A 14,784-nucleotide genomic window follows, 5' to 3' on the forward strand; every position below is an offset into this window, starting at 1 on the left:
CGGGTGCAAGCTTCGGATATAGACAGCGATCGAATCAGTGGCCCGTGAGTGGCCGCTCGTCCTGGAGGACATCACCGCCATGACCATCACCGCAGAGCTTCCGGTCGTCGTCATCGGCGCCGGCCCCGCCGGGCTGGCGGCCGCCGCCCATCTCGTCGGGCGCGCCATCGAACCGCTGGTCCTGGAGGCCGGTCCGCGTGCCGCGACGGCGGTGCGCGGCTGGTCACATGTGCGGCTGTTCTCGACCTGGGGCGAACTGACCGACCCGGCAGCCGAGAAGCTCCTGGCGCCCACCGGCTGGACTCGGCCCGACGCGGATACCTACCCCACCGGCGGCGACTGGGTCGAGCAGTACCTCCAGCCCCTCGCCGGCGTCCTCGGCGACAAGGTCCGCTACGGCACCACCGTCACCGGCGTCTCCCGCCTCGGCCGCGACCGGATCGTCGACGCCGACCGCGAGCGGCAGCCCTTCACCCTCCGCATCACACGCGCCGACGGCACCGAGGAGCGCATCCTGGCCCGGGCCGTGATCGACGCGTCCGGCACCTGGTCCACCCCGAGCCCGATCGGCGCCGACGGACTGCCCGCCCTGGGCGAGCACGCCGCCTCCGCCCGCATCTCGTACCGCGTCCCCGACCTCAAGGACCCCGCCGTCCGCGCCCGGTACGCCGGAAAGCGCACCGCCGTCATCGGCTCCGGGGCCTCGGCGTTCACCGCCCTGGCCGCCCTCGCCGACGTGGCGACGGACGCGCCGGGTACCCACTCCGTGTGGATCCTGCGCCGCGGCATCAGCGGCTCCACCTTCGGCGGCGGCTCCGCCGACCAGCTTCCCGCCCGTGGCGCCCTGGGCCTGGCCGCCAAGGCCGCCGTCGACGACGGATACGCCGACGCCGTCACCGGCTTCCGTACCGAGGCCGTCGAGCCCGCCGCCGACGGCCGGCTGGTGCTTGTCGGTGAGGACGGCCGGCGTCTGGACCCGGTGGACGAGGTCATCGTCCTGACGGGCCTGCGCCCCGACCTGTCCTTCCTGTCCGAACTCCGCCTCGCCCTCGACGAGCGCCTCCAGGCGCCGGTGGAGCTCGCCCCGCTCATCGACCCGAACCAGCACTCCTGCGGCACCGTCTACCCGCACGGCCACCGCGAGCTCTCCCACCCCGAACAGGGCGTCTACCTGGTCGGCATGAAGTCCTACGGACGCGCCCCCACCTTCCTCGCCACGACCGGCTACGAGCAGGTCCGCTCCGTCGCGGCCGCCCTCGCCGGTGACACCGAAGCCGCCGACCGCGTCGAGCTCACCCTCCCCGAGACCGGGGTGTGCGGCGGCGCCGGCCTCTTCGACGAACCCGCCGCGGGGCAGGCCGATGACGCAGGCTGCTGTGCCGCTCCCGCTCCGGCTCTGATGCAGATCGCCGGCCCCACCGCAACGGACAGGCGGGGGTGACGGCTCAGGTGCGGTCGATGTGCACGCTGGTCGACTTCACACGCGCGGTCGCCGTCATCCCGACCTCCAGGCCGAGTTCCTCGACGGCTTCCCGGGTCAGCAGCGACACGAGCCGGTGCGGACCGGCCTGGATCTCCACCTGTGCCGCCACATCCCCGAGCTTGACCGCGGTGACGATGCCCGGGAAGGCATTGCGTGCGGAGGTGTACGAGACCTCCTCATCGCCCGTGCCGTTCTGCGCGACCTCCACGGAGAACGCGGCCAGGTCGCGGCCGTCGATGAGGCGGCGACCGCCCTCCTCGCGGTGGGTGGCGACACGGCCGGCATCCGCCCAGCGCCGCGCGGTGTCCGGGCTGACGCCCAGGAGGCGGGCGGCCTGCCCGATGGTATAGGTCTGCATATGCGGCACTTTAGAGCCAATAAGATTGCAAGTGCAAGCGTAATGTGCCGGTTTCGGGGATGCGAAGTCCGAACTGTGCCAGTGGGCCGGGTGGCTCTGCCGGGGTGAGGAATCGGCGCGTGCGCCCTAGGGTGCGAGCCATGGCAGAGAGTGCGGGGTACCGGGGTTCTGCGGGCCGGGATGCGGGTTCCGCCGCCGGTGCGGACACCCCCGACCCCAGACGGTGGCGGGCGCTCGCGGTCTGTCTGGTCGCGGGCTTCATGACCCTTCTGGACGTGTCCATCGTCAATGTGGCCCTGCCTTCCATCCGGGAAGGGCTGCACACCCCCGAGTCCGACCTGCAGTGGGTGCTCTCCGGGTACGCGCTCGCCTTCGGCCTCTTCCTGATTCCCGCCGGGCGTCTGGGGGACGCCCGTGGGCGGCGCGAGGTCTTCATGGCGGGGCTGGTGCTCTTCACCCTGTCGTCCGCGGCCTGCGGGGCCGCCCAGTCCAGCGTCTGGCTGGTGATCGCCCGACTGGTCCAGGGGCTGGCGGGCGGTCTCCTCTCGCCGCAGATCTCCGCCCTCATCCAGCAGATGTTCTCCGGGCGGGAACGCGGGAGGGCCTTCGGCATGTTCGGCACCGTGGTCGGCATCTCCACTGCCGTCGGCCCGCTGCTGGGCGGACTGCTCATCCAGGCGGCCGGGGCCGAGGAGGGCTGGCGCTGGGTGTTCTACGTCAACCTGCCGCTCGGCTTCGTCTGCCTCCTGCTGGCGCGGCGGCTTCTGCCGGACACGCCTTCCGCGGGCCCGGTCCGGCTGCGGGACCTCGACCCCCTCGGGATCCTGCTGCTGGGCGCGGGCGTGCTGGCTCTGCTGCTGCCGTTCGTCCAGGCCCATCAGTGGCCGGGCAACGGGAAGTGGCTGCTCCTGGTGGTCGCCGCCGTGCTGCTCGCCGCGTTCGTCGGCTGGGAGTCCCGCTGCGGGCGCCGCGGCACCCAGCCGGTCATCGACCTCAGGCTCTTCCGCGTCCGCTCCTACTGGCTGGGCTGCCTGCTGATCCTGCTGTACTTCGCCGGCTTCACCTCGATCTTCTTCATCACCACGCTCTACCTGCAGAGCGGCCTGCACTACACCGCCCTGCAGGCGGGCCTGGCGATCACTCCGTTCGCCCTCGGCTCCGCCGTCGCAGCGAGCCCAGGAGGCAGGCTCGTCGGGCGGTACGGGCGTCCCCTGGTCGTCCTGGGCATGGCCACCGTCGCGGTGGGACTGGCCGCCACCGCGCTCGCCGTCCACCTGGTGCCCGGCAGAGGAGCGGGATGGGCCATGGCCGCCCCGCTGCTCCTGGCCGGACTGGGCAGCGGTCTGGTCATCGCGCCCAACCAGACCCTGACCCTGTCGCAGGTGCCGGTCGCCACGGCAGGAAGCGCCGGCGGCACCCTGCAGACCGGCCAGCGCGTCGGCTCCGCCATCGGGATCGCCGCGGTGGGCTCGGTGTTCTTCGCCCAGGTGGGCTCCGCGGCCTGGTCCACCGCCTACGACCACGGGCTCATCGTCTCCGTCGCCTTCGTGCTCGCCGGACTCGTCGTGGCGCTGGCCGATGTGGGCGGGGTCCGGCGGGGAAGGGACCGTACACGGCAGTCCGCACCCTCATCGGCCGACCACTGAGCGGAACCACAAAGGAGACGCGATGAACGACCCCGACGGCACGGCACAGGACGGCAACCGTTCGTACGGACACAAGCCCTTCAAACGGTCCCGCAGCCATTTCGCCGACCGCATCACCGCCSACGGGCGGGACGGCTGGCCCGTCGAGGCGGACCGCTACCGCCTCGTCGTCAGCCGCGCCTGCCCGTGGGCGAGCCGCGCCCTGGTCTCCCGCAGGCTGCTGGGCCTGGAGAGCGCCCTCTCGCTCGCGGTCGCCGACCCGCTGCAGGACGACCGCAGCTGGCGCTTCACGCTGGACCCGGACGGCCGGGACCCGGTGCTCGGCATCCGCTATCTGAGCGAGGCGTACGACGCGAGGGAGCGCGGTTACCCCGGCGGCGTCAGCGTCCCCGCGATCGTCGACGTGCCCAGTGGCAGGCTCGTCACCAACGACTACCAGCAGATCACCCTGGACCTCGCCACCGAATGGACCGCCCTGCACCGCCCCGGAGCACCCGACCTCTACCCGGAGCCGTTGCGCGAGGAGATCGACGAGGTGATGGACGGGATCTACCGCGACATCAACAACGGCGTGTACCGGGCCGGGTTCGCCGACGGCCAGAGTACGTACGAGGGCGCCTACGAGGCACTCTTCCGCCGCCTGGACCAGGTGTCGCAGCGACTGGCGGACCGGCGCTACCTCGTCGGCGACACGATCACGGAGGCCGACATCCGCCTCTTCACCACGCTGGTGCGCTTCGACGCCGTCTACCACGGTCACTTCAAGTGCAACCGCTCGAAACTGGCCGAGGACCCGGTCCTGTGGGCCTACCTGCGGGACCTCTACCAGACTCCCGGATTCGGGGACACCGTCGACTTCCACCACATCAAGCAGCACTATTACCGGGTCCACACCGGCATCAACCCCACCGGCATCGTGCCCGCCGGGCCCGACCTGTCCGGGTTCCTCACCCCGCACCACCGTGAGCAGCTCGGCGGCCGCCCGTTCGGCGACGGCACCCCGCCCGGTCCGGTGCCGGCGGGCGAACGGGTGCCCCCGCGGCACCGGCCCTGAGCGGACCTACTCCGTGTCGTCCAGGCGGTCGGCGTAGTACTCGATCGCCGGACGGTAGGCCCGGACCTGCGGATCCTCACTGGTGGCGGCCGAGACCAGGAGCAGTGTCCGTACGGCCTCGCGGGCTTCGCCCAGGTTGTACAGCGTCATGGCCAGGAACGTCAGCAGGGCGGCGTCCTGCGCGAACTCCTCCAGCCCCCGGCCGAGCACCTGACGTGCCTCCCCGTACCGGCCCAGCACCCGCAATGTGCTGCCGAGACCGAGGAACGCCCCGTGGCGGTCCTGTGCCGCGAGCCCGGCGCCGTGCAGCGCGCGCTCGTAGAAGGGCACGGCCCGGGCCTCGAGCCCGAGGGAATCGTGCGACCACGCGGTCTGATAGGCGACGGCGGCATCGTGCGGATGGCGCGCCGCCAGCCTCACCAGCTCCTCGTTCGCCCGCGGAGTCTTCTCCTTCCGCAGGCGCACCGCCCGTGCCAGGGCCGCGTCCACCGTCTCGTAACCGCTGTCGTCGCTCATGGCGTCGCACGCTGCCAGGCCGACGGGCGTGGCGCAAAACCGGGTGGGGGACAGGGCCCTGTCGAGTCGGCGGCGATCACGAGATATCTTGATGTCAAGCAATGTTGCAGACGTGGAGCGGAGCACAGGGTGACTGACTCGACCATCATCTATACACACACCGACGAGGCCCCGGCCCTGGCGACGTATTCGTTCCTGCCCGTGGTCGAGGCCTATGCCTCGAAGGCCGGGGTCACCGTGGAGAGCCGTGACATCTCCCTGGCGGGCCGGATCATCGCCAGTTTCCCCGACCACCTCCAGGAGAACCAGCGCATCGACGACGCGCTCGCCGAGCTCGGCGCGCTGGCCACGACTCCCGGCGCGAACATCATCAAGCTGCCGAACGTCTCGGCCTCGATCCCGCAGCTGAAGGCCGCGATCGCCGAGCTGCAGGGGCAGGGCTACGCGCTTCCGGACTACCCGGACGACCCGAAGAGCGACGCGGACAAGGACGTCCGCGCCCGCTACGACAAGATCAAGGGCAGCGCGGTCAACCCCGTCCTGCGTGAGGGCAACTCCGACCGCCGTGCCCCCGCGTCGGTCAAGAACTACGCCAAGACGCACCCGCACCGCATGGGTGCCTGGACGGCCGACTCGAAGACGAACGTCGCCACCATGGGCGTCGACGACTTCCGTTCCACCGAGAAGTCCGCCGTGATCGCCGAGCCCGGCACGCTGCGCATCGAGCTCGTCGGCGACGACGGCACCACCACGGTGCTGCGCGAGTCCGTACCGGTCCTCGCGGGCGAGGTCGTGGACGCCGCCGTCATGCGCGTCGCGGCGCTGCGCGAGTTCTTCACCGCGCAGATCGCCCGGGCCAAGTCCGAGGACGTGCTGTTCTCCGTCCACCTCAAGGCCACGATGATGAAGGTCTCCGACCCGATCATCTTCGGCCACGTGGTCCGCGCGTTCTTCCCGAACACCTTCGCCAAGTACGGCGACGTCCTGGCCGCGGCCGGCCTCACCCCGAACGACGGCCTCGGCGGGATCCTCAAGGGCCTCGACTCGGTGCCCCACGTCGGCGCCGAGATCAAGGCGTCCTTCGAGGCCGAGCTCGCCGAGGGCCCCGCCCTGGCGATGGTCGACTCCGACAAGGGCATCACCAACCTGCACGTCCCCAGCGACGTCATCGTCGACGCCTCCATGCCGGCCATGATCCGCACCTCCGGCCACATGTGGGGCCCGGACGGCCAGGAGGCCGACACGCTCGCCGTCCTGCCGGACAGCAGCTACGCCGGTGTCTACCAGGTCGTGATCGACGACTGCCGCGCGCACGGCGCCTTCGACCCGTCGACCATGGGCTCGGTGCCCAACGTCGGTCTGATGGCGCAGAAGGCCGAGGAGTACGGCAGCCACGACAAGACCTTCGAGATCCCCGCCACGGGCACCGTGCGCGTCGTCGACGCCGCCGGCAACGCCGTGCTGGAGCAGACCGTGGGCGCCGGCGACATCTTCCGGATGTGCCAGACCAAGGACCTGCCGATCCAGGACTGGGTCAAGCTCGCCGTCACCCGCGCCCGCGCGACCGGCAACCCGGCCGTGTTCTGGCTCGACGAGGACCGCGCCCACGACGCGCAGCTCATCGCCAAGGTCAAGACCTACCTGGCCGACCACGACACCGACGGTCTCCAGATCGAGATCCTGACCCCCGAGAAGGCCACCGCCTTCTCGCTGGAGCGCATCCGCCGCGGCGAGGACACCATCTCGGTGACCGGCAACGTGCTGCGTGACTACCTCACCGACCTGTTCCCGATCCTGGAACTCGGCACCAGCGCGAAGATGCTCTCCGTCGTGCCGCTGATGAACGGTGGCGGTCTGTTCGAGACGGGCGCCGGCGGCTCCGCGCCCAAGCACGTCCAGCAGCTCGTCAAGGAGGACTACCTGCGCTGGGACAGCCTGGGCGAGTTCCTCGCCCTCGCGGTCAGCTTCGAGCACCTCGCGCAGACCACGGACAACGCGCGCGCCCAGGTCCTCGCCGACACCCTGGACCGGGCGACCGCCACGTTCCTGAACGAGGACAAGTCGCCGAGCCGCAAGCTCGGCGGCATCGACAACCGCGGCAGCCACTTCTACCTGGCCCTGTACTGGGCCCAGGAGCTGGCGAAGCAGACCGCCGACGCGGACCTCGCCACCGCGTTCGCCCCGCTCGCCGAGACGCTGGCGGAGCAGGAGCAGACCATCGTCGGCGAGCTGATCGCGGTCCAGGGCAAGCCGGCCGACATCGGCGGCTACTACCAGCCCGACCCGGCCAAGGCAGCAGCCGTCATGCGCCCGTCGGCCACGTTCAACCAGGCGATCGCGAGCCTCGCCTGAGGTGACACGGGCGAAAGGACCAGGGGGCCCGCCGCATCCTCGCCCCCGTCCGTAGGCCCGGTGACTGCTGCTCCGCCCCGGCCGACCTTGCGTCGAGCCGGGGCGGAGCTGTTTTCGGCGATGCCCGCGCGTGGCCGGGCCTGTGGTGAACCGGGGGGCGCCCTGACGAGTGAAAGTGCCGCCGTGGCGGGCGCCGGGCGTCCCCCGGGAGGCCCGTGGCTGGTTTGCTGCAACCGGAAACACGCGCGATGCGCGGGGAGGGCCGTTCGGCCGACCCGCCGGCGCGGCGCCACACCGGGTGCGCGGTCCACCCGCGGATGACAACCGAAGGAGCGTCCCTGTGACGACGACGGGCACAGCAGAGCCGATGGAAGAAGAGGAGTCGTACGCCAACGAGCTTCCGGTGCACGGCAAGGAGCCGGGGAACGTCGTCATCAAGTGGCTGACCACCACCGACCACAAGACGATCGGCTCGTTGTACCTGGTCACCTCGTTCGCGTTCTTCATCGTCGGCGGTCTGCTCGCGCTCGTCATGCGCGCCGAGCTGGCCCGTCCCGGCACCCAGCTGGTGTCGAACGAGCAGTTCAACCAGGCGTTCACCATCCACGGCACGATCATGCTGCTGATGTTCGCGACGCCGCTGTTCGCCGGGTTCACCAACTGGATCATGCCGCTGCAGATCGGCGCGCCCGACGTGGCGTTCCCCCGCCTGAACATGTTCGCGTACTGGCTCTACCTCTTCGGCTCGCTCATCGTGGTGGCCGGATTCCTCACCCCGAACGGTGCGGCGGACTTCGGCTGGTTCGCTTACTCCCCGCTGACGGACGCGGTCCGCTCGCCCGGGATCGGCGGCGACATGTGGATCATGGGGCTGGCCTTCTCCGGGTTCGGCACGATCCTCGGCTCGGTCAACTTCATCACCACGATCATCTGCATGCGCGCACCCGGCATGACGATGTTCCGCATGCCGATCTTCGTCTGGAACGTCCTGATGACCGCCGTCCTGGTCCTGCTGGCCTTCCCGGTGCTGGCGGCGGCACTGCTGGTGCTGGAGGCGGACCGGAAGTTCGGTGCCCACGTCTTCGACGCGTCCAACGGCGGCGCGCTGCTCTGGCAGCACCTCTTCTGGTTCTTCGGTCACCCGGAGGTGTACATCATCGCGCTCCCGTTCTTCGGGATCGTCACGGAGATCATCCCCGTCTTCAGCCGCAAACCGATCTTCGGCTACATCGGCCTGATCGGTGCGACGATCGCCATCGCCGGCCTCTCGATCACGGTGTGGGCGCACCACATGTTCGTCACCGGCGCCGTGCTGCTGCCGTTCTTCTCCTTCATGACGTTCCTCATCGCGGTGCCCACCGGAGTGAAGTTCTTCAACTGGATCGGCACGATGTGGAAGGGCTCGCTCTCCTTCGAGACACCGATGCTCTGGGCGATCGGCTTCCTGATCACCTTCCTCTTCGGTGGTCTGACCGGTGTCATCCTGGCCTCGCCGCCGATGGACTTCCACGTCTCGGACTCGTACTTCGTGGTCGCGCACTTCCACTACGTCGTCTTCGGCACCGTGGTGTTCGCGATGTTCGCCGGATTCCACTTCTGGTGGCCGAAGTTCACCGGCAAGATGCTGGACGAGCGGCTCGGCAAGATCACCTTCTGGACCCTGTTCGCCGGGTTCCACGGCACGTTCCTGGTCCAGCACTGGCTCGGCGCCGAGGGTATGCCCCGTCGTTACGCCGACTACCTCGCCAGCGACGGTTTCACCGCGCTGAACACGATCTCGACGATCTCCTCGTTCCTGCTCGGCCTGTCGATGCTGCCCTTCCTCTACAACGTGTGGAAGACCGCCAAGTACGGCAAGAAGATCGAGGTCGACGACCCGTGGGGCTACGGCCGTTCGCTGGAGTGGGCGACCTCCTGCCCGCCGCCGCGGCACAACTTCGTCACGCTGCCCCGGATCCGTTCCGAATCCCCGGCGTTCGACCTGCACCACCCGGTTGTGCGGGAGCTCGACGATGCCGCCAACCGCCACGACCGCTCCGCGACGGTGGCACCCGGGGACAAGCAGGCGTGAGCAGGACGGCCGGCGGAGAGGAGAAGCGCATGGGTCCCGACCGTGACCAGGACACCGCCCGCGGACTGGCCCAGATGGAGGGCTATCTGCTGTGGAACGCCGAGGTCGAGGAGGCCCGTCGGCGCGCCCGTCGCTTCACGGACGCGCTTCCGTGGCTGACGACGGCCCAGCGCGACGACGTGGAACGGGTCTACACGGCGGACCGGGCCGCCGCCTCGCGGGCGATGCTGGTCCGCGTCTCGGTCCGCGCCGCCGAACTGCGCGGCGAGTACAGCGAGCGCTATCGCAGGCTCAGGGCCCGCTGCGTCGCCGCCGCTGTGGTCGCGAGTACGGCGGGAGGCGCCTGTACCGCCTGGACGTACCTGGCCAGATGAACCGGGCCGGGGTCCTCCGTTCTGCCCGCTCAGGAGGCGGTCTCGCGCCCGTCTCGTAAAGATGAGAGGTGACGGGCGCGTGTGACGGGGCAGGCGAACGGATGACCGTGCAGACCCCGAGAAGGGACGAACACTGTGGCACGACCCAGGATTCTCGTTGTCGGAGCCGGATTCGCCGGGGTCGAGTGCGTACGCCGTCTGGAGCGCGGGCTCCGCCCGGGCGAAGCGGACATCGTGCTCGTCGCGCCGTTCTCGTACCAGCTCTATCTGCCCCTGTTGCCGCAGGTCGCCTCCGGCGTCCTCACCCCGCAGTCGGTCGCGCTGTCACTGCGACGGAGCAGCCGGCACCGCACCCGCATCATCCCCGGCGGGGCCATCGGAGTGGACCCGAAGGCGAAGGTCTGCGTCATCCGCAAGATCACCGACGAGGTCGTCTACGAGCCGTACGACTACATCGTGCTCAGTCCGGGCAGCGTCACCCGCACCTTCGACATTCCCGGCCTGCTCGACAACGCCCGCGGCATGAAGACGCTGGCCGAGGCGGCGTACGTACGCGACCACGTGATCGCCCAGCTCGACCTCGCGGACGCCAGCAACGACGAGCAGGAGCGGGCCTCACGGCTGCAGTTCGTCGTGGTCGGCGGCGGATACGCGGGAACCGAGACGGCGGCCTGCCTTCAGCGCCTCACCAGCAGCGCGGTGCGGCACTACCCCCGGCTCGACCCGAAGCTGATCAAGTGGCATCTGATCGACATCGCCCCGAAGCTGATGCCCGAACTGGGCGACAAGCTGGGCGAGAGCGCGCTGAAGGTGCTGCGGGAACGCGGCATCGAGGTGTCGCTGGGCGTCTCGATCGCCGAGGCGGGTGCCGACAAGGTGACGTTCACCGACGGCCGGGTACTGCCCTGCCGCACGCTCATCTGGACGGCCGGCGTCACCGCGAGCCCGCTCGTCACCACCTTCGACGCGGAGACGGTACGCGGCAGGCTGGCGGTGACCCCAGAGATGAACCTGCCCGGCTACGACGGCATGTTCGCCCTCGGGGACGTGGCGGCCGTGCCGGACCTGGTCAAGGGCGACGGCGCGGTCTGCCCGCCCACCGCCCAGCACGCGATGCGTCAGGGCCGCAGGCTCGCCGACAACCTGCTCGCCACACTCCGGCACCAGCCGATGCGCCCGTACGTCCACAAGGACCTCGGACTCGTCGTGGACCTCGGCGGCAAGGACGCCGTGTCCAAGCCGCTCGGCATCGAGATGCACGGGGTGACGGCCCAGGCGGTGGCGCGCGGCTACCACTGGTCGGCGCTGCGGACCAATGTGGCGAAGGCCCGCGTCATGGCGAACTGGCTGATCAACGCGGCGGCGGGCGACGACTTCGTCCGTACCGGGTTCCAGTCGCGCAAGCCCGCGACCCTGCGGGACTTCGAGTACACGGACAGCTATCTCACCCCGGAGCAGGTCCGCGAGCACACCGCCTCGCTGCACGCCCGGCTCAAGTGAGCCGGAGCCGGGGCACGTCAGGCCGGCGGCACCGTGGTACGGATCATGCGCAGGAACGCGGCGTTGTCCCCGGTGTTCCGGATCCGGTCCAGCAGCGTCTCCAGGGACGTCTGGGCGTCCCGCGCGTGCAGGGCCCGGCGCAGTCCGCGTACAGCGGTCAACTCATCTGCCGGAACGAGGAGTTCGTCGCGGCGGGTGCCGGAGGCGGCGATGTTCACCGCCGGGTGGATCCGCTTCTCGGCCAGTGAGCGGTCGAGCCGCAGTTCCATGTTGCCCGTGCCCTTCAGCTCCTCGAAGAAGTACTCGTCCGCGCGGGAGCCGGTCTCGACGAGAGCCGTGGCCAGAATGGTCAGCGAGCCGGCCTCCTCGGTGAGGCGGGCGGCACCGAAGAGCCTCTTGGGGCCCGTCAGCGCGGCTGCGTCCACACCGCCGCTGAGGGTGCGGCCGCCGTTGCCCGCGGCGTTGTTGTGGGCCCGGCAGAGCCGGGTGAGCGAGTCCAGCAGCATGACGACGTCGCGGCCCTGCTCGACGAGCCGCTTGGCGCGTTCGAGGGCGAGATCCGCGAGGGCGATGTGTTCCTTGGCGGGCCGGTCGAAGGTGGAGGCGTAGACCTCGCCGCGGACCGAGCGGCGCATGTCGGTGACCTCCTCGGGGCGTTCGTCGAGGAGCACCACCATCAGATGGGACTCGGGGTGGTTCTCGGCGACGGCCGCCGCGATCTGCTGGAGGAGGACCGTCTTGCCGGTCCTGGGCGGCGCGACGATCAGCCCGCGCTGTCCCTTGCCGACCGGGGCGACCAGATCGACGATGCGCGTCGAGGGACCGCCGGACGGTGTTTCCAGGTGCAGTCGCTGCCGGGGGTGGAGCGGGGTCAGGTCGCGGAAGTGCGGGCGGCCGCGCAGCGTCTGCGGGGCGAGCCCGTTGACGCGGGCGACGGCGCTCAGGGCGCCGCGCCGCTCGCAGAGACCCTCGACGGCGTCGCCCTTGCGCAGGCCGTACCGGCGGATGAGGGCCGAGGGCACCTGGACGTCGCCGGGGGCCGGGTGGCCGCCGGGCGAGCGCAGTGAGCCGTGCCCCTGTTGCGTCAGGTCGAGGATGCCGGCGGCGGCCGTGGTGGTCGCGGGCCGGGTGGTGGATACGGGGTTTTCGAGTGTGGTGGTCATGCGGGGTGGTCCTTTCGCGGACATGCGAATGAAGGGGCCCGGCAGAGACAGGGGCGGAGAACTCACGCCCCGGACGACGGGCAGGAAAGACCGGCGGGAAAGAGTCCGTACCGGGCTGGAGAAGCAATGCGAGGAAGCTGGATCGCCGGCCGAAGAGGACGGGCGCATCAGCGTGGTGAAGGTGAATCGGTACCGGAGCCTGAAAAAAGAGGCGTACACATGTACCGATGGCAATGTAGCACGGCCGCCGGGCTCGGGAGGCCCGATGTGATGCGGCCGACGTTCTCATCCGGGGCCGTAACCCGTTGCGGTGGGGGAGCGGGGGTGGTTTGGTACTCCGGGCCCTTTCTCCCTCCCGACCGCGGAGTCACCTTGCCGATCCACCTCACCGCCCTCACCGATCCCGACCGCGACGCGGGCGGCTACCGCCTGGTGTGGCTGGCGTCCGACGAAGAGGGAGCGCCCGTCGGATCGGCGTTCCTCCGGGTCTTCACCCGGGAGGGCCAGGACCATCTCGCCGAACTGGAACTCCACGTGCACCCGGCGGAACGCCGCAAGGGCACCGGCTCCCGGCTGCTCGACGCGGCCGTCCGGGGAGCCAGGGAGCACGGCCGGCGTTCGGTCGTCGCGCAGACCGAGGCCGGCACCCCGGGCGACCTGTTCCTGCAGGCCGGAGGCGCGCGCCGGGTCCTCGCCCTCACGTACGCCCGGCTGGCACTCGGGAAGGCGGACGCCGCGGCCCTGACCGCCATCACCCGCGAACCGCATCCGGGCTACCGGCTGGAATCCTGGGACGGCATCGTCCCGGAACCGCTGGCGCACACGTTCGCCGCGTCTCGCCGCGCCATGGACGACATGCCCATGGACGACACCGACTACGGCACCGTGGCCTGGGACGTCGACCGGGTCAGGGCCGTCGCGCGGGCCGTCATGGACCGCGGCGACCACCTGCACACGGTGGCCGCCGTCGACGAGGCCGACGGGTCGATCGCCGGCTTCACCGAACTCGTCGTGCCGGGTGACGGACAGGGCGACGGGCAGCACTACGGCACGGGCGTCCTGCCCGAGCACCGGGGCCACGGCCTCGCCCGGTGGATGAAGGCCGCGGCCATCCTCGGGGCCCGCGAGCGCCACCCGGGCCTGGGCGGCCTGCTCGCGGATACGGCCGACAGCAACACGTACATGCGGCGCATCAACGACGCGTTCGGATACGAGCCGACGCACCGTTCGTTCGAGTACCAGCTCGACCTCTAGAGGCTTGCGCGCCCGGTCGCCGGACCCGGTCCCCGGAACACCTCCAGGATCTGTTCGGCGGCCAGTGTGGCAGGCAACGAGCCCTCCCGTACGCGCAGTTCGAGCTCCGGTGCACGTGCGCGCACCTCGGGGTGGCTGCGCAGGCTCTCCAGGAGTTCGTCCCGCACCATCGTCCAGGTCCAGTCGACCTGCTGCTCGCTGCGCTTGGCCGCGAGGCGGCCCGTCGATTCGAGCAGCGTGCGGTGCTGCTCCAGCCGCTCCCACAGGGTGTCCAGACCGCTGGACTCCCGGGCGCTGCAGGTCAGCACCGGCGGGGTCCACGCCGCGTCCACCGGGTGCATCAGCCTTAGCGCGCCCGCCAGTTCACGCGCCGCCGAGCGGGCATCACGCTCGTGCGGACCGTCGGCCTTGTTCACGGCGATGGCGTCCGCCAGCTCCAGCACACCCTTCTTGATGCCCTGGAGCTGGTCACCGGTGCGGGCCAGCGTGAGCAGCAGGAACGTGTCGACCATGTTGGCGACAGCGGTCTCCGACTGGCCGACGCCGACCGTCTCCACGAGCACCACGTCATAACCCGCCGCCTCCATCACCACGATGGACTCGCGGGTCGCCTTCGCCACGCCGCCGAGCGTGCCGGCGGTGGGGGAGGGGCGGACGAACGCCGCCGGGTCCACCGCGAGCCGCTCCATCCGGGTCTTGTCGCCCAGGATGGAGCCGCCGGTCCGGCTGGAGGACGGGTCCACGGCGAGCACCGCGACCCGGTGTCCGAGCCCGGTGAGCATCGTGCCGAGCGCGTCGATGAACGTCGACTTGCCGACGCCGGGCACCCCGCTGATACCGATGCGCCGGGCGTTGCCCGAGTGCGGCAGGAGCTCGCGCAGCAACTGCTGGGCCAGCGCCCGGTGGTCGGGACGGGTGGACTCGACGAGGGTGATGGCGCGCGCGATGTGCGCCCGCTTCCCGTCGAGCACCCCCTTCACATAGCTGTCGAGATCGATCTTCGGAGCCATCGG

At 70.6% G+C, this 14,784-nt stretch carries 12 protein-coding genes; 8 read left to right on the forward strand and 4 right to left on the reverse strand.

The genetic code is table 11. The annotated features are described in order from the left end of the window. Positions 1-79 precede the first annotated feature (79 nt). A complete protein-coding gene (locus tag EAO72_RS12145) occupies positions 80-1,441 on the forward strand; it encodes an FAD-dependent oxidoreductase (RefSeq protein WP_148017299.1) in 1,362 nt (453 codons plus the stop codon). 4 nt (positions 1,442-1,445) lie between these two features. Here the strand turns inward: EAO72_RS12145 and EAO72_RS12150 are convergent, their stop codons facing one another. Then, positions 1,446-1,841 carry a TOBE domain-containing protein gene (locus tag EAO72_RS12150; RefSeq protein WP_148017300.1) on the reverse strand — a complete coding sequence of 132 codons (396 nt, stop codon included), beginning with the start codon at positions 1,839-1,841 and terminating at the stop codon, positions 1,446-1,448. 140 nt (positions 1,842-1,981) lie between these two features. Here EAO72_RS12150 and EAO72_RS12155 point away from each other — a divergent pair, with 140 nt between their 5' ends. Together EAO72_RS12155 and EAO72_RS12160 are read left to right on the forward strand one after the other, a co-directional pair. Beyond that, positions 1,982-3,487: an MFS transporter gene (locus EAO72_RS12155; RefSeq protein WP_148017301.1), complete on the forward strand. Its 1,506-nt coding sequence runs from the start codon at positions 1,982-1,984 to the stop codon at positions 3,485-3,487. 22 nt (positions 3,488-3,509) lie between these two features. Next, a complete protein-coding gene (locus EAO72_RS12160) occupies positions 3,510-4,541 on the forward strand; it encodes a glutathione S-transferase family protein (RefSeq protein WP_148017302.1) in 1,032 nt (343 codons plus the stop codon). Positions 4,542-4,547: 6 nt separating this feature from the next. Here the strand turns inward: EAO72_RS12160 and EAO72_RS12165 are convergent, their stop codons facing one another. Continuing rightward, on the reverse strand, positions 4,548-5,057 hold the full coding sequence (locus tag EAO72_RS12165; RefSeq protein ID WP_148017303.1) for a tetratricopeptide repeat protein: 510 nt from the start codon (positions 5,055-5,057) through the stop codon (positions 4,548-4,550). 129 nt (positions 5,058-5,186) lie between these two features. Between EAO72_RS12165 and EAO72_RS12170 the strand changes: the two genes are divergently transcribed. The 4 genes from EAO72_RS12170 (at position 5,187) to EAO72_RS12185 (ending at position 11,354) form a co-directional block, all read left to right on the forward strand. Then, positions 5,187-7,409 carry an NADP-dependent isocitrate dehydrogenase gene (locus EAO72_RS12170; protein ID WP_148017304.1) on the forward strand — a complete coding sequence of 741 codons (2,223 nt, stop codon included), beginning with the start codon at positions 5,187-5,189 and terminating at the stop codon, positions 7,407-7,409. Between the two features lie 367 nt (positions 7,410-7,776). Then, the gene (gene ctaD / locus EAO72_RS12175; protein ID WP_410090258.1) at positions 7,777-9,480 is read left to right on the forward strand and encodes an aa3-type cytochrome oxidase subunit I; all 1,704 of its coding nucleotides are present in this window, start codon (positions 7,777-7,779) and stop codon (positions 9,478-9,480) included. A 29-nt stretch (positions 9,481-9,509) separates the two neighbouring features. Then, positions 9,510-9,854, forward strand: a complete 345-nt coding sequence (locus EAO72_RS12180) for a hypothetical protein (RefSeq protein ID WP_148017306.1) — start codon at positions 9,510-9,512, stop codon at positions 9,852-9,854. A 135-nt stretch (positions 9,855-9,989) separates the two neighbouring features. Beyond that, the gene (locus tag EAO72_RS12185) at positions 9,990-11,354 is read left to right on the forward strand and encodes an NAD(P)/FAD-dependent oxidoreductase (protein WP_148017307.1); all 1,365 of its coding nucleotides are present in this window, start codon (positions 9,990-9,992) and stop codon (positions 11,352-11,354) included. 17 nt (positions 11,355-11,371) lie between these two features. Here EAO72_RS12185 and rho read toward each other — a convergent pair whose 3' ends face one another. Beyond that, positions 11,372-12,541: a transcription termination factor Rho gene (gene rho / locus EAO72_RS12190; RefSeq protein ID WP_410090244.1), complete on the reverse strand. Its 1,170-nt coding sequence runs from the start codon at positions 12,539-12,541 to the stop codon at positions 11,372-11,374. A 348-nt stretch (positions 12,542-12,889) separates the two neighbouring features. Here rho and EAO72_RS12195 point away from each other — a divergent pair, with 348 nt between their 5' ends. Then, positions 12,890-13,771 carry a GNAT family N-acetyltransferase gene (locus tag EAO72_RS12195; protein WP_148017309.1) on the forward strand — a complete coding sequence of 294 codons (882 nt, stop codon included), beginning with the start codon at positions 12,890-12,892 and terminating at the stop codon, positions 13,769-13,771. Here EAO72_RS12195 and meaB read toward each other — a convergent pair. Continuing rightward, on the reverse strand, positions 13,768-14,781 hold the full coding sequence (meaB, locus tag EAO72_RS12200; RefSeq protein WP_148017310.1) for a methylmalonyl Co-A mutase-associated GTPase MeaB: 1,014 nt from the start codon (positions 14,779-14,781) through the stop codon (positions 13,768-13,770). The genes EAO72_RS12195 and meaB overlap by 4 nt on opposite strands. Positions 14,782-14,784 lie beyond the last annotated feature (3 nt).

The organism is Streptomyces sp. OR43, from assembly GCF_008042275.1.
GTDB lineage: Bacteria > Actinomycetota > Actinomycetes > Streptomycetales > Streptomycetaceae > Streptomyces.